At 44.2% G+C, this 19551-nt stretch carries 17 protein-coding genes and 1 tRNA gene; 13 read left to right on the forward strand and 5 right to left on the reverse strand.

Translation table 11 applies throughout. The features are described from left to right. The first annotated feature begins 2 nt into the window (after positions 1 to 2). From H4K34_RS05120 to H4K34_RS05150, 7 genes are all read left to right on the forward strand, one after another. A complete protein-coding gene (locus H4K34_RS05120) occupies positions 3 to 770 on the forward strand; it encodes a hypothetical protein (RefSeq protein ID WP_210759751.1) in 768 nt (255 codons plus the stop codon). Between the two features lie 17 nt (positions 771 to 787). Beyond that, positions 788 to 1669, forward strand: coding sequence for a DUF350 domain-containing protein (locus H4K34_RS05125; protein ID WP_210759752.1), 882 nt, complete (start codon positions 788 to 790; stop codon positions 1667 to 1669). A 25-nt stretch (positions 1670 to 1694) separates the two neighbouring features. Then, a complete protein-coding gene (locus tag H4K34_RS05130) occupies positions 1695 to 3218 on the forward strand; it encodes a polyamine aminopropyltransferase (protein WP_246452203.1) in 1524 nt (507 codons plus the stop codon). Position 3219: 1 nt separating this feature from the next. Continuing rightward, entirely contained in the window at positions 3220 to 3540 is a 321-nt protein-coding gene (locus H4K34_RS05135; RefSeq protein ID WP_210759753.1) for an S-adenosylmethionine decarboxylase family protein, read from the forward strand. Further along, positions 3541 to 4533: an isoaspartyl peptidase/L-asparaginase family protein gene (locus tag H4K34_RS05140; RefSeq protein ID WP_210759754.1), complete on the forward strand. Its 993-nt coding sequence runs from the start codon at positions 3541 to 3543 to the stop codon at positions 4531 to 4533. Positions 4534 to 4647: 114 nt separating this feature from the next. Then, positions 4648 to 4725 (forward strand) — tRNA-Val (locus H4K34_RS05145). A 131-nt stretch (positions 4726 to 4856) separates the two neighbouring features. Then, positions 4857 to 5402, forward strand: a complete 546-nt coding sequence (locus H4K34_RS05150; protein ID WP_210759755.1) for a hypothetical protein — start codon at positions 4857 to 4859, stop codon at positions 5400 to 5402. 106 nt (positions 5403 to 5508) lie between these two features. On the opposite strand, the gene H4K34_RS05155 is transcribed toward H4K34_RS05150, so the two are convergent. Further along, entirely contained in the window at positions 5509 to 6273 is a 765-nt protein-coding gene (locus H4K34_RS05155; protein ID WP_210759756.1) for a DUF481 domain-containing protein, read from the reverse strand. Positions 6274 to 6430: 157 nt separating this feature from the next. Between H4K34_RS05155 and H4K34_RS05160 the strand changes: the two genes are divergently transcribed. Continuing rightward, positions 6431 to 7060 (forward strand): hypothetical protein, encoded by a 630-nt coding sequence (locus H4K34_RS05160; protein WP_210759757.1) that lies wholly within the window; start codon positions 6431 to 6433, stop codon positions 7058 to 7060. Here H4K34_RS05160 and H4K34_RS05165 read toward each other — a convergent pair. The 3 genes from H4K34_RS05165 to H4K34_RS05175 are packed head-to-tail and all read right to left on the reverse strand — an operon-like array spanning position 7057 to position 8998. Then, positions 7057 to 7659 (reverse strand): hypothetical protein, encoded by a 603-nt coding sequence (locus H4K34_RS05165; RefSeq protein ID WP_210759758.1) that lies wholly within the window; start codon positions 7657 to 7659, stop codon positions 7057 to 7059. The two genes, H4K34_RS05160 and H4K34_RS05165, sit on opposite strands and share 4 nt — an antisense overlap. Beyond that, positions 7649 to 8131, reverse strand: a complete 483-nt coding sequence (locus tag H4K34_RS05170; RefSeq protein ID WP_210759759.1) for an RNA polymerase sigma factor — start codon at positions 8129 to 8131, stop codon at positions 7649 to 7651. Before H4K34_RS05170 ends, H4K34_RS05165 begins: the two co-directional genes overlap by 11 nt. A gap of 3 nt (positions 8132 to 8134) precedes the next feature. Next, complete coding sequence (locus H4K34_RS05175; RefSeq protein ID WP_210759760.1) at positions 8135 to 8998, reverse strand: TraB/GumN family protein; 864 nt, start codon at positions 8996 to 8998, stop codon at positions 8135 to 8137. Between the two features lie 137 nt (positions 8999 to 9135). Here H4K34_RS05175 and H4K34_RS05180 point away from each other — a divergent pair, with 137 nt between their 5' ends. From H4K34_RS05180 to H4K34_RS05190, 3 genes are read left to right on the forward strand one after another with little or no spacing between them, the layout of a single operon-like run. Next, complete coding sequence (locus H4K34_RS05180) at positions 9136 to 12420, forward strand: tetratricopeptide repeat protein (RefSeq protein ID WP_210759761.1); 3285 nt, start codon at positions 9136 to 9138, stop codon at positions 12418 to 12420. After that, the gene (locus tag H4K34_RS05185; RefSeq protein WP_210759762.1) at positions 12413 to 14332 is read left to right on the forward strand and encodes a DUF3857 domain-containing transglutaminase family protein; all 1920 of its coding nucleotides are present in this window, start codon (positions 12413 to 12415) and stop codon (positions 14330 to 14332) included. Before H4K34_RS05180 ends, H4K34_RS05185 begins: the two co-directional genes overlap by 8 nt. Beyond that, the gene (locus H4K34_RS05190; RefSeq protein ID WP_210759763.1) at positions 14322 to 16313 is read left to right on the forward strand and encodes a hypothetical protein; all 1992 of its coding nucleotides are present in this window, start codon (positions 14322 to 14324) and stop codon (positions 16311 to 16313) included. Before H4K34_RS05185 ends, H4K34_RS05190 begins: the two co-directional genes overlap by 11 nt. An 84-nt stretch (positions 16314 to 16397) precedes the next feature. Here H4K34_RS05190 and H4K34_RS05195 read toward each other — a convergent pair whose 3' ends face one another. Beyond that, the gene (locus tag H4K34_RS05195) at positions 16398 to 17504 is read right to left on the reverse strand and encodes a thrombospondin type 3 repeat-containing protein (RefSeq protein ID WP_210759764.1); all 1107 of its coding nucleotides are present in this window, start codon (positions 17502 to 17504) and stop codon (positions 16398 to 16400) included. A gap of 196 nt (positions 17505 to 17700) precedes the next feature. Between H4K34_RS05195 and H4K34_RS05200 the strand changes: the two genes are divergently transcribed. Both H4K34_RS05200 and H4K34_RS05205 read left to right on the forward strand, forming a co-directional pair. Further along, positions 17701 to 18264 (forward strand): RNA polymerase sigma-70 factor, encoded by a 564-nt coding sequence (locus H4K34_RS05200; RefSeq protein WP_210759765.1) that lies wholly within the window; start codon positions 17701 to 17703, stop codon positions 18262 to 18264. A 157-nt stretch (positions 18265 to 18421) separates the two neighbouring features. Beyond that, positions 18422 to 19432: a FecR family protein gene (locus H4K34_RS05205; protein WP_210759766.1), complete on the forward strand. Its 1011-nt coding sequence runs from the start codon at positions 18422 to 18424 to the stop codon at positions 19430 to 19432. Positions 19433 to 19551: the final 119 nt, after the last annotated feature.

Here is a 19551-nt window from a genome sequence, read left to right on the forward strand (position 1 = left end):
TTATGAAACAGTTCTATCGCGCATTAGGCCTGGGGGCATTGGTCCTGCTTATTCAGGCTTGTACTTCACAAGGACCAAGCTTCCGGAAGAATCCGGTTGACGACCTGATCAAGGACATGACTGAGGTTCCTGACTTCAGCATTATCCTCTACGATATGAATTTCGATGAGCAGTCGGAACAATATCAACATCAATATCGCATCCTTAAGGAGCCTCAGGGTTCTGACAGCATTCTCAGCGAAACCACCGGATGGCTGCAAGTAAGCCCCGAGTATTTCAATGAGCAGGTGGATAATATGGGGATGACGATAGTTTCTAAAACCAATGGAACGGTGGACAAAAAAGTAAGTCCACCCGGATATAACCAATATGTAGGCAATGAAAAATACGGACAATGGCGCCAACAATCGGATGGCAGCAGCTTTTGGGAGTTTTACGGAAAGTACGCCTTCCTCCGCAGTGTTCTGGGTTTTGGCTACTCTCCTATTTACTACGGGGGTTGGTACGATTACCGTCGCAACTATTACCCCTACGGACGCACCTATTACGGTACCACTAGCAGTGGAAGAGGCAACCGATTTGGAACTACCGGCAGCCACAACAGCAGCCGAAGCACCGCTTCGACCTGGAACAGTAAAGACCAAAGTTTCAAAAACAGAGTCCGCAGCCGGGTACAAAGAAGTGCCAGCCGCAGTAGAACCAACCGCAGTGGATCGCGCTACCGGAGTGGATCCAGCAGCCGTGGACGTGGATTTGGAGGAGGTAAATAAGCTAAAAAAGGAAAGACATGACTACAGAGATATTAGCAAACGAATGGATGAACGATCTCCTTCTCTTTGGCATTTATTTGGCAAGTTCCCTAATCCTCCTCTACCTTGGTAAATGGGTCTTTAAGTGGACTAAATCCTCCATTAAAGTTAGAGAAGAACTGGTAGAAAAAGATAACCTCGCTTTTAGCTTTGCTTATACCGGCTATTTCGCAGGTTTACTTATGGCGGTTGGCTCGGCGATTTATGGCGAATCCAACGGACTGTTGATCGACCTCGAAGACATGGCGATTTATGGCATCCTGGCCATTATACTGCTCAACCTTTCCTCCTTGATTATCGACCACATCAATTTGCGTCGCTTTTCGATATGGAAGGAGATTACCGTAGACCGTAATGCCGGCATGGGTATTATCGAAGGAGCTAATTACCTCGCCTCGGGCTTGATCATTTTCGGTGCCATTACTGGCGAAAGTGGCGGCTTGGCCTTCGGGATTTACACCGCTATTGCCTACTGGGCTTTAGGTCAGATCCTGATCGTTATCGCCACCGCACTATACGATCGCTTAATGCCTTATTCCCTCCACGATGAAATCGAAAAGGATAATAATGCTGCTGGTGTGGCTTTCGCCGGATTAATTATCGCGGTAGCCAATTTAATTCGCCACGGCTTAATGGGAAATTTCGAAAGTTGGGATCAAACTCTCTTAGAGGTAGCTTATGAAACCGGAATTGGATTAGTGATATTACCCCTTATCCGCACTTTAGTGGATCGCATTTTACTGCCCGGCCGAAAGCTAAGTGACGAAATTGCCGCTCAAGAAAAACCCAATGTGGGTGCCGGCTTAATTGAGGCCTTTGGCTATATCGGAGGATCCGTACTCATTATTTGGTGCATCTAAAGTGAAAAACCGCCGCTCCCCCTTTTTGAAATTAGCCCTGTTCGCCACCGGATTATCCGGAATTGTAGCGGAGTACATTTTATCCACTCTGGCTACTTATTTTATTGGCGATTCGGCGGTGCAATGGTCCCTCATTGTATCGGTGATGCTCTTTTCAATGGGCTTGGGTTCCCGCATCAGTAAATACCTGGAAGGCAATTTGCTGATCAAATTTATTGGAGTGGAATTCGCATTAAGCTTGTTGGTATCCTTCTCCTCCCTCATAGCTTACTCTGCCGCCGGATTTACAGACTATGTAGGCCTAATCATTTATGGGATGAGCATCTTGATCGGCTTATTAATTGGTCTGGAAATCCCCTTGGTGATACGCCTCAATGAAGAGTTTGAAAGCCTGAAGGTGAATATCGCCTCAGTGATGGAAAAGGATTACCTCGGCTCTCTCGTGGGAGGATTATTCTTTGCCTTTGTAGGATTACCCATCTTAGGCCTTACCTATACTCCCTTTATTTTGGGATTCATCAATTTATTGGTTGCGGTGGGATTGTTTATCACCGTAAGGCGTGAATTGGGCTCCAAGTTTAATGCCCGCATCACAATTAGCTCCGGCATTATTATTTTGGTGATGTTTGGCGGAATTACTCAGGCACAGGATATCATTTTTTTTGGGGAGCAAAAACGATATAAGGATAAGGTAGTCTTCTCTGCCCAAAGCAAGTATCAAAAAATAGTAATGACCCAATGGAAGGATCATTACTGGCTTTACCTCAATGGCAATCAGCAATTGAGCACCTTAGATGAAGACAAATACCACGAGGCATTAGTCCACCCAGCCATGAAGCTTAGTCATGAAGTACAGGATGTATTAATCCTTGGTGGTGGCGATGGTTGCGCTGCGCGGGAGGTCTTAAAATACCCCTCGGTAAAAAGTATTACGGTGGTAGATTTAGATTCGATGATGACGGGATTAGCCACGCGACATCCGATCTTGAAAGAACTAAACGAGGCTTCTTTCTCTAACCCTAAAGTGAAGGTATTAAATGCCGATGCCTTTACCTGGCTGGAGAACAGCAATGCTTTTTTTGATGTGATCATGATTGACCTCCCCGATCCGCGATCGGTAGAACTAAATCGCATGTATACAGAGGAGTTTTACCGAATCTGTAATCTGAAGCTACGGCCACATGGCGTATTAATCACTCAGGCGGGCAGTCCTTATTTCGCGACCAAAGCCTTTAAATGCATTGATAAAAGCATGATGGCTGCCGGCTTCGAAACCCTCCCCTTGCATAACCATGTAATTACCTTGGGAGAATGGGGCTGGGTATTGGGTCAAAAGCAAGATTGGACTCAAGGTGAATTAAAACAGCGGGCGCGGGGTTTAAGATTTGAGGATATTGACACCCGTTGGTTAAACAATGAGGCCATGTTGATGATGAGCGCCTTTGGCAAGGAAATTTATTTTGAGGTGAAAGACAGTATTGAGATAAACCACATTCAGGATCCAGTGCTGTATCGCTATTATTTAAAAGGAAATTGGGACTTATATTAAGATGGAAGAAACGAAGATTTACAACTTCCGCTTTTGGATAAAGCTCAAGGATGAAAAGGAAATTAGTCCACTCTTGGAAAAAATGCTCCGAGAGGCTGGTTATGGCATCGTAGGCTTTGTGGAGCACCACTTTCAGCCTCAAGGCTATACCTGCACCTGGCTGTTAAGCGAAAGTCATTGTGCCCTGCATACCTTCCCAGAAGAAGGTCGGTCCTACGTAGAACTCAGCGGATGTTCAGAGGAAAAAAGTCAACACTTTATTGATGCCACTTTTAAGCTTTGGAAAGATTATATTCGCCTACACGACCAATCCAAATGCTAAATGAAGGGAAGCCATTTACTAACCTGCCTCGCATTAATTCTTAGCAGCTGGGCATCAGCGCAGCAATATTCCATCATCATACACGGAGGTGCCGGAAACGGCCTCAAACCCGAAAACTACACTGAAGTCCAAAAAGCAGCCTTTCATGCGGGATTAAACCGCGCATTGGCAGTTGGCGACTCAGCCTTAAATGCGGGCACTGCCGGACCAGAAGTCGTTAGCCTGGTTTTACAGGTTTTAGAAAATGACACTTTATTTAATGCCGGTCGTGGAGCGGTATTAACCTACGAGGGCAAAGCCTCCATGGATGCCTCTATTATGGATGGCGCCAGCGGAGAAGCCGGAGCAGTTGCGGGTATCTCTTGCATTAAAAATCCCATCACTGCAGCCTTGGCGGTTTTGCGCTATTCGGATCATGTATTATTAAGTGGCTCGGGGGCCGATGATTTTGCGCAACTCCATGGAGGAATTTGCGTAGATCCGAATTACTTTCTTATTAATAGTAATCTTAAAGTACTCCGCAAAATTCGTGGTGATCAAGGTGCATTGGATAGCCTCATTGACCATAAAATGGGAACGGTTGGTTGCGTAGTTCGCGATCGTGAGGGAAATATAGCAGCAGGCACTTCCACCGGAGGCTTAATGGCCAAAAAATACGGACGTATTGGCGACTCTCCCATCATTGGCGCCGGCACCTATGCTGATAATGCTTCGGTTGGAGTAAGCTGCACCGGTCATGGCGAGTACTTTATCCGTAATGTGATTGCCTACCAATTAGCCGCCCGTTATTTGTATTTGAAGGAAGGCGGACAGGAAGCGGCGGATTATATGATCCACGATTTACTGAGCGGGCAAAAGGCTTTTGGGGGCTTGATCGGCATTGATGCCAAGGGTGAATTCTTCTATGCCTTTAATACTGTGGGGATGTTACGTGGCTTTAAGCGCGAAGGAGAAGCGGCACAAACCTATATTTTCGATTTACAGGAAAGATAATCGATCTGAAAATCAAAAGCTTGAATCATGCATTCAATTTTCTTGCATTTTTTTAGCCCCAATGTGCGGCACAAAAGAAAAAAGGATTCTATATTTGCCGTCCCAAAACGGAAGGGGCGCTTAGCTCAGCTGGTTCAGAGCACCTCGTTTACACCGAGGGGGTCGGGGGTTCGAATCCCTCAGCGCCCACCAAAAAAAAGCCATACGAAAGTGTGGCTTTTTTCATTTCTAAAGGTCACAAGCATTTCAAATAGGCCTTCGCCCCCTTCCAAATTCCTATTACCTTTACTGCTGCCCCCGGAAACGATATTCAAAACTTGATTATGCGCGACCATTCTATTCCCGCTGTTCTCTTTAATGAAGATTCAAAGGCTCCCCATCGCGAATGCCGAATCTGCCAGAAAAACCTCATGGACGGTGAGCTCTATGCTATCCAAAAAGTATTTAAGAATTACCCTGATCAAGAAGCGCAAGCCCTCTTCGATTTTGCCCTGTGCAAGAACTGCATGGAGCAAGCCCGGGCCGAGCTCAGCAAAGAATCACGACAGCGGATTGATCAATTTATGATGGAAGGCCTCGAAAATTTGGAAGCCAGTGGCGAAGAAGCCTTCGATCGTTGGGAGCAACATCGCTGCACTCTCAGCGGCACTTACCTGCAAGAAAGCAGTGAATTTCAAATGATGGCCGTTTGCCAGGGCGAAACTTTAGTAGATAGTCCGGTTTGCCTGAGCGCCGAAATGCTGGAAGCCATACAAGAGCTTTTATCACCCGAAAGCCGAGAAGAACTGAATCGTTTTTCGGAAAACAATTTTGGCTGGCCGCCAGAACTCAAGAAAGCTTTGGTGGATGGGGATATTGTTTTGCTATAAAGTCTAAATCGTCTTCGAAAACCTGAATCGAATTGCAAATTCGATCCAGTATTCAAAAATCGGCATGGATCTCGACATGGATCGAATTTGCAATTCGATTCATTAACTAAAACCGTATCCTAAGCCCATTATCAATCTTATAAGTAAGATTAGGAATGTCGGCAGCTTGCACTGGTTCGGCATCGTAATTAAGCTGCGCGCTTACCGTAAAAGCCCAATGCGCTCCGAGCTTAAAAGCCAATTGATTTTGAAAGCTTAATCGCCAATCCGACCAATCATCCAAGCGGGGTTGATAATAGGTTACGGAGGACCATTGCACCCGATCTTTGTATTGATAAAACATACTCACATAGGAGCTCAGTCGCCAATCGAAATGCTGGATTCCGGTCTCCCTTTCCAGATCGTCCTCATACATAAAAAGGTGCCCGGTGAAAAATTGGAAATTACCCTTTTGATCAATACTAAGGCGAGGCCCCAAGCCATATAAGATCCGCCTTTCAATTTGCAGCGGTCGGTCACTTTGCAGCTGACTAAAGAGCTCCCAATCCCAACGCTCGGATAATTGCTTTACATAGCGGAAATGCAAAAATCCCGATTGGGCAAAATCGGTGTTCTCCGTAAAATTGAAGTGTAGAGAATTGAGCAATAGTAAACGATGGCTCGCTCGCTGATAGCGTAACAAGAAATTGTTCTCGAAATCAACTACCTGTTGAGTATTCCGAAAGATATTGAAACTTAAATCGTCTTGGAAAAGCCAGCGACTGGAATCGCGCTGAAAACGCAATTGCTCAATATTTACAATCTGCGCCGGTAGACTTGCCCAAAGCAAACTAAAAAAGAGAACTTTGCGTAATATTGATAGGGTATTCACAGGGCAAAAATAAATAGTCCCGGCCGGAGCCAGGACTATTTCGACCAAAAGGTCATGTCATGAAACATTTGAAAACTCTACTCAGGTCAAATATAAAACCTTTACCTAGAAAAACAAATAATAATCAGTCTTGATTAACAAACACTTATAAAATTTTATGTTTAAAAAAAGCATTTTCTTCTTCAGCCTCGCACTTTTACTCATTAACCCCAATCTGAGCTCTGCCCAGGAGGAAGGAAAAAAGGACGCTGAGGGTAAAGAACTACGCCAAGACATCGATACTTTTTTAGGGAATCAATTGGAAAGTCACGAGAAAAAATCGCTCAATCTTCGGATGCGTGATATTGGTAGTCTGGAGGATGAGCCTTATGCCTGGAAGGAATTTTTCCGTTTGGAAACCAAGGATGAATATGAGAACACCTTAGGCTATACCACCGAACGCGAATACTATTTCTTATTCTATCATTACGAAACAGTGGTGGATCGCCAATACGCCTTAAAATACTGGTTAGAGAGTTTTATTGAAGGAGAATCCATCCGCCCGGGACGGGGTAAACGTACTTATGACTATGCCAAGCCCACCATTATCCTGATCAACCCTACCAATATCATCATCATGAATTACGACTGTAAGTATTATGATGACTATGATTTTGATGATTGGCGTGATCGCATGATCAAGTACTTTGGCGACAAGAACAGCACCATAGTAATTGAGCTTAAGTGCGATGGACCTTTGGAATGGACCCTCAATGCGCCCGATCCTAAAAGTCGGGAACTCTTCTAAGACTCGTCTTCCAATTGTGCCAAGCGCGCCTCTAGTTGCTCAATGTATTTACCAAATGTTTTGCGGTTCATCCATCGGGCCAACCAATGCGATAAAGGCGTAATTAAGATCATCACAATAATCAAGGTGGTCAGTATTTTGGTATCAGCCAGAGCCTCTTCCAAGGTCATTTTCTGCAAGAGACTTAAAAAGAATCCAGAAGCGGCGGCAATGGGATAAAGGATTAAACCTCCTATTTCCTCTTGACGTAAAGTGGCCTTCACATTATGTAAATAGGCGATTAATGTGGATTTCGCATCGGCCCCAGCCATATGGAATGAACGGGCTTTACGATAACGTTGAATAAAGAATAGCAAACCAATAAGGTGGGCGACTATAATAATCCCAAAGAGCAATTGGGTAAGCCAGCTATCCACCAGCCAAAGGGCAATTATATAGAGAGGGGTAAACAAGAGGGTAAAGCCAATTTTCCAGGCCAAACGCTTATTGAGCTTCCGCACTGCATCTGCACCCCGCAAAGTTAATCCGGCCCGGATCTCTTCGCCAGTTAGGCGCGCCTCCTCTCCTTGGAGGGATTTCCAGGTATCTTCAATTTTCATTTTCGTCGTTCTTGATCGCCTGGCTCAGCTTTTCCTTAATCCGGTGCAAGCGCACAGCCACGTGATTTTTACTGATTCCTGAAATCAGAGCGATTTCATCATTTGCATAGCCATCGAGGTGAAGCATTATCACCAATTTCTCGGCATCATTCAGGGTCCGAATATGAGCCATCAGCAAGGCTCGCTCATCTCCATCCGGAGCTACCTGCCAATCATTATCAAAACCTTCGTACTCCTTATTCTCCTTCTTAATATGAGTAAGAGCCGTATTGAGGGCCACCCGGTACAGCCAGGTAGAGAACTTTGAATTCCCCTTAAAGCGAGGATAGGAACGCCAGGCCTGATAAACCACCTCCTGCCGTAAATCTTGCTCATCCGCCTGATTCTTGGCATAAATGCGTGTCACCTTATAGATGATACCACTATGCTCTTCCAGCAATTGAACAAATTCCTGTTCTCGCTTATCGCTCACTGCTTAAAAGATAGGCTTAAAGGTATATCCTTGAGCTTCCAGTAATTGGATCAGGCCTTTTTCGCCAGGCAAGTGCAAAGCGCCCACTGCTATAAACAAGCCTCCACTTTTCAAGGGCACTTCCAATTTCTCGATCCAATTCAAATTCCGTTGATCGATCATCACTTCCATATCGGAAAGTCCGTCTTCCCACTCCATAGCACTCTGATAAAGGGCTTCCAAATCATTAGCATGATAGGCTTCAATAATGCCCGACATCATATCACCGGAAGGTGCGCCCTCCTTCAACACATCAATAAGATCTTGCAATTGCTCTTCTTCACTTTGACTGCTAAATAGTATTTCAAACTGCTCGCGCATGGTCTCCAGCTCAATCACCTTTATGGTGGCTTTCTTGGCCTCAGCAGCGAAGTACATATCTAAAGGCATGCCGCCATAATTCAGTGAATCCGGAGTTAGCTCTTCCGCCAAGTAACCAGCATAAGTGGTGCTTAAAACAATAGGCTTCATCTGGTCATAAACTGCCAAATCCGTTCCTATTAAGGGCTCCAACTCCCGCTTTAATAATTGATAATCTGCCGAATCCGTCATTGCCTTCAGCGATTTAGGCATAATCATTAGATAGGCCAATTGCATCAATTGGGAGCTATCAATAACCGTTTCCACAACCACCGCTTTAGATACTTTAAAAGCTTCCATCACCTTGGGACGTTCATCTAAAAAATCGGATCCCAATAAATGGTAAGTCCCATAGAGGTAGGACTTTTTCCCCTCCGGGCTTTCTACTTCCCAAAAAAGCGAAGACTGGGCTTGACCTTGGCAAACAAAGGCCAGGCTTAGGAATAGGCTGTAAAATATTTTTTTCATGGAGGCTGTTTATACCTATTAGTAGAGCGATGGGGCAATTTATTACAGTTAAAGCAAAAAAAGTGAGTCCTTCAAAATTTTCATAAACGCGGCCTAGGCCTTATTTTAACCGCTCAATTCACCAAATTCATATCAAATTGAAAACTGCTTATCGCTTGCTTTTGGTGGCATTTCTTGCCCCAATAAGCATCTATGCCCAATCAGAAGACTGGCATTTCAACTCTGTAGACACCATTTACGCTGGCATCGCCATGCACGATCGCGAATCCTACGACAGTGCCATTGCTATGTTTGATCAGATTCATCCTGGCGATACCAATTACGCTTTTGCTCAATATGAGAAAACCTTAAGCTTAATGGAGGCCGAGCGCTATGAAGAGGCACTCACTAATGCCCGTAAAGGCTTGGCTATGAACAGCCGTTTCAATATTGAATTTACCACGGCCATCGGCAATAGCTTGGATGAAATGGGAAAAACCGAGGCGGCCAAGGCGGCTTACGACAGTGCTATCGCTATTTACCCTGCCAGCACGCAATTGCTCTATAATCGGGCGGTGATGCACATCAACAAAGAACGCTATGAAGAGGGTATTGCCGATTTAAAACGCGCCATCGAGATTAGTCCTTTCCATGCATCTTCACATTTTCAGTTGGCAAAATTGGCCATGAACAATGGCAACCACACCCAGGCCCTACTCTCCTTAGGCTACTATTTTATTGCCGAGCCTGCCAGTGGTCGTACCAATGCCATCTTGCAGTATTTCAATTCTTCCCTTTCCGAGAAAACTGAATTTGAACCGATTGATTACGATTTCGACCCAGAGAAAACCTATGCTAAAAGCGATCGCCTCATCAAGAGCTATGCGGCATTGCGCGATGCCTATGAAATTGATTCGGATTGTGATTTCCCTTTAATGAAGCAAATGCATCTGGCCATTAGCCAATCGGTGAAGCTCAATAATAAAACCGATTTCTGGGCCATGTACTATCTCCCCTATTACAAAGCCCTAATGGAGGAAGAACTTTTTGAGCCCTATAGTCAACTATTATCGGTAAACATCGAAACCGACTACTACCAAAGTATCGTAAACAAGAATATCGACGAAATCAAGGAATTGATTAATTGGAATGCCGGTTTCTTACGTGATTACCATGGCTTGCATCCAAAGGGATATGTTGATGGAGCTGAGAAAGTGCTTTACTATTTCCATAATGGTATCGATGGACTAAGCGCTGCCGGGAAGCCCGATGCCCATGGCAATCCTACAGGTGAATTTGAATTTTACTACAGCACTGGTGAAGTGAGCAGCCGAGGGGCATTAAATGCCGAAGGTGAAAAAATCGGCGACTTTATTGCTTTTCATGAAAATGGCGAAGTGAGTCGTCGAGTGAGCTATGAAAATGGAATTCTTGATGGCTCTAGTAAGGAGTATTATGAGAGTGGTGCTCCCTATATATTCGCGGAATTTAAACAGGGGGAACTTGATGGCCCTGCAACCATGCACTATACCCATGGCACCAAACATCGAGTTTTCAACTTCAAAGATGGAAAGCCCGTAGACACTTTATACGTCTACTATAAGAATGGGCAATTGTCAGCTAAAATCCCTCAAAAGAATGGCGACGGCAATGGCCTGGCTACCTATTATCATGAGGATGGTAGTTTGCTTTCCAAAATCAATTTGGTAAATGATACCCGCACCGGAGCTTCAGAGTTCTACTTCCCTAATGGTCAGTTAGATGTGAAAGTAGTTTACAATGAAGATGGAAATTATAATGGACCTTATGAATCCTACCATACCAATGGCCTATTACATGAAAAAGGTGAATACGTAGACGGAAATAAAATTGGCAATTGGCAAAGCTTTAATGCCGAAGGCAAACTGGTTCGCGAGGAAAGCTTTGATGAGCGCGGCAAGAAAACCGGTACCCAAACTTATTACGATTCAAAAGGTCGTAAAACGGAAATGTTCCGCTACAAAAAAGAAGAAATCGTGTACTACGAATGCTACGATATCAATGGCCAAGTTCAGGCTTCGGCCGAGGATAAACGTGGCGAGTTGGATTATAAAGAATACGACCTATACGGTAGCCCACAAACTCAGGGTATTTTTGACGAAACCCATCGGATTGGCACCTGGAGTGAATTTGATTTATACGGTAACCTCAACGCTAAAATTCAGTACAATGAGGAAGGAGACTACCATGGCGACTACAAAAACTACCATAGCGGCAATGAGTCCATTTCATCGGTTTACCCCTACCGCAACGACACTTTACACGGACCATACAAGCGCTATTATCTCAACGGCCAGATTAGCGATGAAGGCATTTACTACGAAGGCGATCGTCAAGGTTTATCCACCCTATACCACCCAAATGGAAACAAAATGGGTGAGATTTTTTATGTAGATGGACAGCAAAACGGACCTCGAGCCTATTTCGACCCTACCGGCCAAATTGAGCATATCGACTATTACAAAATGGGCACCATTGTAAAAATGGAAGCCTATAAAGATGGTAAACTGGTTTACACCGCCGATGTACACAAACCTATGGACCCTCTCTCCCTAAATTACCCTAACGGTCAGATGCGTTTTATGATTAATCGCACCGGCAGCCATTTTCAAGGCAAAGCTCAATGGTTCTATGGTAATGGCAAGGTGGAAACCGAAGGGATGTATGTAGATGGCGAGAGAGACGGAAAGTGGACCTTTTACTATCCCAATGGTCAGATTCAAAGTACTGGAATGTATCATTTAGGAACGCGAGTTGGAGAATGGAAAGACTTTTGGCCTAATGGTCAGTATCAAGAAAGCTTCCACTACCTCTCAGGTGAAATTCATGGACCTAATGTGGAATACAACCAGGAAGGAATTCGTACCGATAGTATTACTTATGTATTAGGCAAAATTGATGGCGATCGTTATTTCTACAGCGAAACTGGCGAATTGCAGCATATTAGAGTTTATGACCTGGGGCGCATTATAGGCTGGCGCAAGCTAAATGCAGATGGTTCTATTGGTGATTTTGTAGCCATAAAACAAGGCACGGGCAAGGTAAAAGCCCTTTATCCGAATGGCAAAACCGCCATGGAATACGAAATTAAAAAAGGGGAGTTCCAAGAAAGTCCTTACCATACGTATTACAGTTCCGGGCAGCTGGAAAGTGAAATTCCTCATAAAGCAGGCGAAGACCATGGCACCACGCGTTACTACTATGCCAATGGCCAAGTTCAGCGGGAATACCAAAGTGATATGGGCTTTAAGGATGGTACAGAAAAACGCTATCACCCCAATGGTAAAATCGCTTATGAAGCCCAATGGATGGCCGGCGATAAGCATGGAAAAGTTATAGAATATGATGAGGAAGGAAATGTTATCGCAGAGTACTTATACGTTGCAAACCACCTTTATGAATAAAACTAAAGTCATCTTCGGGCTTTTTCTGGGATGTAGTTTAGGGCTTCAGGCTCAAACCCCCAGTGCCCTGATGAAAGAATATAAGGACGAAGACGCCGTTCGTCTGGAAGGTCATAATGAAACCCAATTGAGTATTAAGGATGATCAAATTCTGATCACCAATCGCCACTCGATGAAGACCTTCCTCAACGATAAAAATGTTAATGGCCGTGGGGAGGTTTCGCTGAACTACGAACCACCTTTTTCCGAAATCACCGATATAGAGGCCTATACCCTGGTTCCTAATTTCGAAAAAGATAAATACGACAAGGAAAAAGTGCGCGACTTTATCGATCGTAAAGTGATTGATGAAGACGTATTCCATGATGGTACCCGCGCTAAATCCTTCACCTTCGAAGGTATGATGCAAGGCGCCATTACGGTATTGGAATACGAAGAAGAATACCATGAACCCTTTTTGGTGGGACGTGAGGTTTTCGACCCTTACATGTATTCTAAATCGCAGCACTTTAGCCTGATTGTAGAAGAGGGTATTGAAATCGAATACCAATACTTTAACTGTGATAGCAGCTTCTTTGAGCATTGGGTAGAGCAAGATGGTGATGAAACCACTCACCATTGGCGCACCGCCGAAATGAAATCCCGCAAATGGGAAAGTGGCTCTCCCAGTAGTTTATACCTCAGCCCCCATATCGTTTACCGGATCAAGTCCTTCGTCAAATCGGATGGTCAGGTAGAAAAAGTAATGGGAGACGTTAGTGACCTACACCGCTATTACCAGCGTTTTTTAAGCGATTTAGAAAGCCCTGATGCAGAACTGAAAAGCCTTACCGATAGCCTCACCAAAGGTTTGGAAACTCCACGCGCCAAGGCCAAAGCCATTTACGACTGGGTAAATCACTCCATTCGCTACATCGCTTTTGAAGATGGTTATGGCGGGTTCCGTCCTCGAGAGGCCAATTTTGTTTGCACCAAGCGCTATGGTGATTGTAAGGACATGGGCAATCTCTTAGTGCAGATGATGACCTATGCCGGCCTTGATGCTCATCATGTTTGGATTGGCACACGCTCTATCCCCTATACCTATGAAGAAGTACCAACCGGTTTATCCGACAATCATATGATTGCCGCTTTAAAGCTGGATGGAGAATATTACTTTCTGGATGCCACCAATAAAAACCTGCCTTTCCCTTATCCCAGCAGTTTTATTCAAGGTAAGCAGGCCTTGATCAATCTGGGACCAGAGTCCTTTGACTTGAAAACAGTTCCGGTTTTGGATCATCATTTAAATGATGAAACCGACTCTTGCTTCCTAAAACTGGAAGGCAACAATTTAGTGGGAGAAGGTCATAAGCATTACGGCGTGTATCACCGTTCCAATGTCTTACGCATCCTGGAACGCAAGGATGAAGAAGCCATGAAAAACTTCTTGAAATACGATTTGCAAAAGGGCGATAACCGCTGCAAATCGGAACTCAAGAATTACGAGATTACCGAAGATGGCTTTAAGCTCAATTACAGCATGCGCTTGGATCGATATGCCAGAGTTGCGGGGAATAAAACCATCATCAATTTAAATCTGGAGCAAATTTTAGCCAGCAATAGCTTAGAGGAGGATCGCAAGAACCCAATGGAACTGAACAATACCACCCTCTTTAAACGCTATTTCGAATTGGAAATTCCCGAGAATTACAGCTTGAACTACCTGCCTGAAAGCAGCAGCTATGAGCATCCTAAATTCTCGTATAAGATTAGCTACAAGCAAGAGGGTAACAAAGTGATTTACAATATCGAAATTGCCCTAAAAACCCTCTTTGTAGAAGTAGAAGATCTGGAAGACTGGAATGAATTTATCCGCAAGCTTCGTAAAGAATACCAACAAACTTTAATACTTAACCCTAATGAAAATTAATCCCCTTTATAGTCTTTTTATCCTTCTTTTTAGCTTGAGTCTTCAGGCTCAGGATGAAGAACCCTATTTCGTATTTGAAGATTACGATTGGGAAGAAGAGCAAGCCCCTTTTAACGGCGAACTGGATGACAGTACCGCAGCTTTAATCCTAAAGGAAAAACACCTTTTCAACTACTATTACCATGAAGGAGAAGAACGTCTGGTAATGGATCGCCTTTTCCATCAAAGAATCTACATAAACAGTACCCGTGCTCTGGAAGAGTTTAACCGACGCTATGTTCCCACTGGCGCAGGAAGTGAACTGCTCAAATTTCGCGCCCGGGCTATTACCGGAAATAAAGTGACTGAAATTGGAGAAGACGACATCCAAACCGGCCAACTGGAAGACAGTGAAGCGGAGTACAATTACTTTGCTTTTGAAGGTTTGGAAGTAGGCTCCGAAATTGAGTTTTATTACATCAATCGCCTCTCGCCCAATACCGATGGCTTAATGATCAATTATCAAGAGGAATATGAAATTAAAGATCTGGAAATTGATGTGGTAACCCCTTGGGGGCTGGTATTCGACTCCAAGGTTTACAACCTGCCAGACTCGGTAATGACCGACACGGTTTTAGAACAAGAAAACCGCCTCTATATCCGAACCTCGGTACCCGCTTATGAAGAAGAAAGTGTAAGTCCCAGCGATGCCTTAATGGGTCGAGTGATCTTTAAGCTCGATCGCAATTTATACACGGGCGACCGTGATGTTACTTCCTATAATTATACCGCTCAAAATGTAGTTTCCTTCTTGACTAGCGAATTGGATCGCAAGGGCGAAAAAGTAATTAAAAAGGAAGCCAAGGCGGCCCAAGAATATCTGCTTGAAGAAGAACCTGAATTCACCACGGCTCAAAGGGTAGAGCACTACATCAAAGACAATTACAGCTATTACAATGTAGGAGCAGCAGAACTCAGAGACCTGGATTTCATTCGCGATCGCAAAGTGTTTAATACGGTTGGCGGAACCCGTCTCTACTGCGGTATTTACGATTTCCTGCAAATTCCTTATCAAATCGTATACACCTGTAATCGCAATCAACTCTTTTTCGATTCCGAATTTGAGGCTGATAATTTCTTAGAGGAAATGCTGATTTATGTTCCCGAGGATGACCTCTACATTGATATCACCGAAAGTATGTCGCGCAATGGAGTTTTGAACTTCAACTATACCGGAACCCTGGCCCTATTTATTGATAAGGAAATGCTCGCCGACGAATATGTAGCGATTACCGAAGTAAAGGAAATCCCCTACCATCCTTCTATTTTCACCAGCGACACCATTATTGCAAAGGTGGTATTTGGACCAGATTTATTGGATAACAAAGTGGACATTTACCGCGCTATGACCGGCTTCTCCGCTCGTTCTTACCAAGGCATCTTTGAGTTAATCGACGATGAAGACGACCTCAAGGAGTTTAAAGAAACCTTGATTAGCTATATCGATGATGAAGGTGAAGTGGAAGATTTGGAAGTAGAAAATGCCATGGCTCGCTATGTAGGATACAAGCCTCTGCAAGCTAAGGGCAGCCTTACCGATATTCGCTTTTTAGAAAATGCTGGTCAGGATTTACTCCTTAATGTGGGTAAGCTAATTGGACCTCAAATGGCAATGTATGATGAGGATTCAGTTCGAAACCATGATATCTATAACCAATATGCCCACAAGTACTACCGCACCATAGAATTCGAGATTCCCGAAGGTTATACACTGGTAGACCCAGAGAAATTGGTATTTGATGAGAAACTGGTGATCGATGGCGAAACCAAGGCCCTCTTTACTTCAAATTACAGTAAAGAAGGAAATAAGGTATTGGTAACCATCGAAGAATGGTATGAGGATAAAATCTATCCCAAAGAGTTATTTCAGGAATACCTGAAGGTAATTAATGCCGCTGCCGACTTCAACAAGGTGAGCGTTCTCCTCGAAAAGGAAGCTTAATCTTTAAGAATTAAACCTATAAAGCCCCTATGTATCCTTGCATGGGGGCTTTTCTTTTTTTGGCTTTCGCCAGATATGCCTTCATTAAGGATTTGACTTTTTAGCCTTGCGCCGTTCCTTCCATATACCGGCAAAGAAAGTTACGATCGGAATTAAAATCGCGGTAAACAGCCATTTGGGATCAGCCTTTAAGGCCAGCCATAAATCTTGAATGTAGCTAGTCTTGAAATTGATCTTCACCTTAAAGCGCTCCTCCGACTGGGAGATTAAATGGGTGGCATCATCCAGGGTTTTCACCACAATGGTTAGATAGGCATCCTGACCTCCCCAGCCACTTAAGGGCTTCACCTTCCAGCGCCACTCAGGGTTCTCAGTGGGCAAGATTTGTTTCACCAATGGCTTATTGAGCAAGCTCACCGCGAATTTATCATTGGGTTCAATGTCTACCGACATATAATCCGAAAGATTGATTTTCTCATCTCGCAGATCTTGCTCTGTAAAAGGCTCCTCGCCCAAGTCCTCCTGCACCTCATTAATCTTGCTTAAAAAATGCTGCTTAGCCTGAGGATTATTAAGGATATCCGCAATACTTATGCGAACGATATACTCTGTTTCTTCCTTCATCTCAGCCGGACAGGAAATAAAGAGTCGACCGGTGGAATTGAGTAAAAAGGCTTCCTTATCCTGCACCGTATCATGAACCACCCGACTAATGGGCTGAACTTCAGGCACCGCTTTGGGTGGTTTAATGCCTCCCCCCGAGGAGCCAGCTAAAATTGGGCGACCATTATTATCCACATAGGCCCCCTTCGGTGTATTCGGACTTAAATCCTGAACATCCGGAACTCCATCCCCATCCGAATCTATTGCTTTGCCATTTTCACTAACCTGCGCCCCTCTTGGGGTATTAGGTTCTTCATCCATATAATCAGGAATGCCATCGCCATCACTATCCAAAGACTGTCCGCTTCCATCTACTCGCACTCCCTCGGGAGTGCCGGGTTCACGGTCGAAATAATCGCTCACCCCATCCCCATCTTCATCAGCCGTGAGCTGCTCTATTCTGAGCTCTAATGCCTCATTCTGATTTTGAACATCTGTGTACTTCTTTTTTGAAACGCAAGCCGAAAGAATAAACAATGAAAACAAAAAAAGCCAGAACACCTTTATTGCCGGAAAGTGAAACTTCATAGATCAGAATTTAGCTCTTTAAAGCTAAGCAATTCAAAATGAAGGAAATGACCTCAACCCAAAGGAAAAACCCTGAATTTTTTGGCATCGAAAACTGCAAGATTGGAACTAACAGCTCGCTTTGCCGCGATTTAATATGCCGATAATTTTCACGAAAAATCTATAGCATTTATTAGCCCCATCAATTGGGAGGAAGATGACCAGGGACCAATCAGACCTGCTTTTATTTGAAGCTGTTGCCTTAGGCGATGAGGCAGCCTTTGAGCTTCTCTTTAAACTGTATTACTCCCCTCTTTGTCGCTACGTTCAAAATATGGTCAATGATCACATGCAAGCTCAAGAATTGGTGAGTGATCTTTTCCTAAAAATTTGGACCAAGCGCGAAGACATCCAAATCCACTCTACCGTACGAGGCTATTTTTATCTGGCCGCCCGAAATATGGCCATCAACCAGATTAAGCAGAAGAAACAGGAGTCCCTAAGCCTCCAGGATGCCAATCTCCAATTAGAGGCCATTCAAGAAAACCCATTGGAAATCTTGATATCCGAAGAGGTCATTCAAGAGTGGGAATCCCGCATAAGCCAGCTCCCGGCTCAAAGGCAAAAAATCTTCCGCATGAATAAATTGGAAGGTAAACGACATGAGGAAATCGCAGAAGAACTTTCCCTCTCCGTAAAAACAGTGCGCAATCATGTGCAATTAGCCCTACGCAGTTTATCTACCCTTTCCGCTTACTTAATTGGGAATCTACTTTCTTAATCCCCATTCTTTTTCAATTAAATATAGCTCGCTATCGCAAGCCTGTAATGCGATTTACAATAGCCTAAGGATTGCTTAACAGACCCTTAATCCAATCGATTGGTTCGCGAAGCACCTTATCCTGTCTTCCTCATGAAAGCAAACGATAAATGCGCTCATGAATATTGACTGGAGGCTCATTACTAAGATCCTAAACGAAAACGCCAGCGAGGAAGATCAAATTCGATTTCAGAAATGGTTAGGCTCTGACCCCAAACACCGAGAGCTCTATACTGAACTAAAGGAACGTTGGGATCAACAGGAACCCAATTCGGACCTGAACACCAAAATTGCTTACGCCGATTTCCTTCGCAAGCGTGATCAATTAGCAGCTCCAAAGCAAACTAAAGTCCTTCCTCTGCGGAGATTCATAAATATTGCCGCTGCAATCCTAATTCTTTTCAGCCTCAGCTATGGCGCATTCTATTACTACCATGATACGGCAAAGGATATCGAAATGCTAATGGTAGCCACCGAAGCCGGTCAGCGTCGCACGGTGATCTTAGCAGACGGCACCGAAGTAATGCTCAATGTGGAAAGTAAGCTGAGCTTCCCTAAAAGTTTTGATCCAAAGGAACGTCGGATAAGTTTCGAAGGTGAGGCATTTTTCCGGGTAGCGAAGGACCCTAAGAAGCCCTTTATCATTGAATCCAATGAAATCCAAACCAAAGTTTTAGGAACCGAATTTAACCTCAACTCCTATAAAAATGATTCTTCCACCACTTTAACCCTCGTGGAAGGATCAGTGGCCATCAGCGGACTGGGTACCGAAGAAATCCTTCAACCTCAGGAGGCCATCAATTTTAACTCGAAAACCGGCAAAGTGAGCGCTGTAGCCTATCAGCCCGAGCTCCTTACGGGATGGATGGACAATATCCTCAGTTTCGAAAACACCAGCCTGGGAGCAGTGGCCCTAAAACTGGAACGCAAGTACGATATCCAAATCGAATTTGCCGATCCCAGCCTGAAGGAAGAAAAAATTACCGGTCGATTTGAAAGCCAAAGCCTTTCTGTAATCCTGCACTCTATTACCCAACTGCGAAAATTGGATTTCGAAAGCATCGAAGAGCAAGAGAATTACGACGATAAACTGAAGGTATTAATCTATAAACCCCAAAGCCGCCAATGAATTGAAAACCTAAAACAAAAAAGGAAGCGTTGCAGCGCTCCCTTTGAGTACAAAGCCATTCGTATCAAATCCGCATTGAATTAGAATCAACACATGATTGGTATTAACCTTATACACCA

Source organism: Croceimicrobium hydrocarbonivorans, assembly GCF_014524565.1.
Taxonomy (GTDB): domain Bacteria; phylum Bacteroidota; class Bacteroidia; order Flavobacteriales; family Schleiferiaceae; genus Croceimicrobium; species Croceimicrobium hydrocarbonivorans.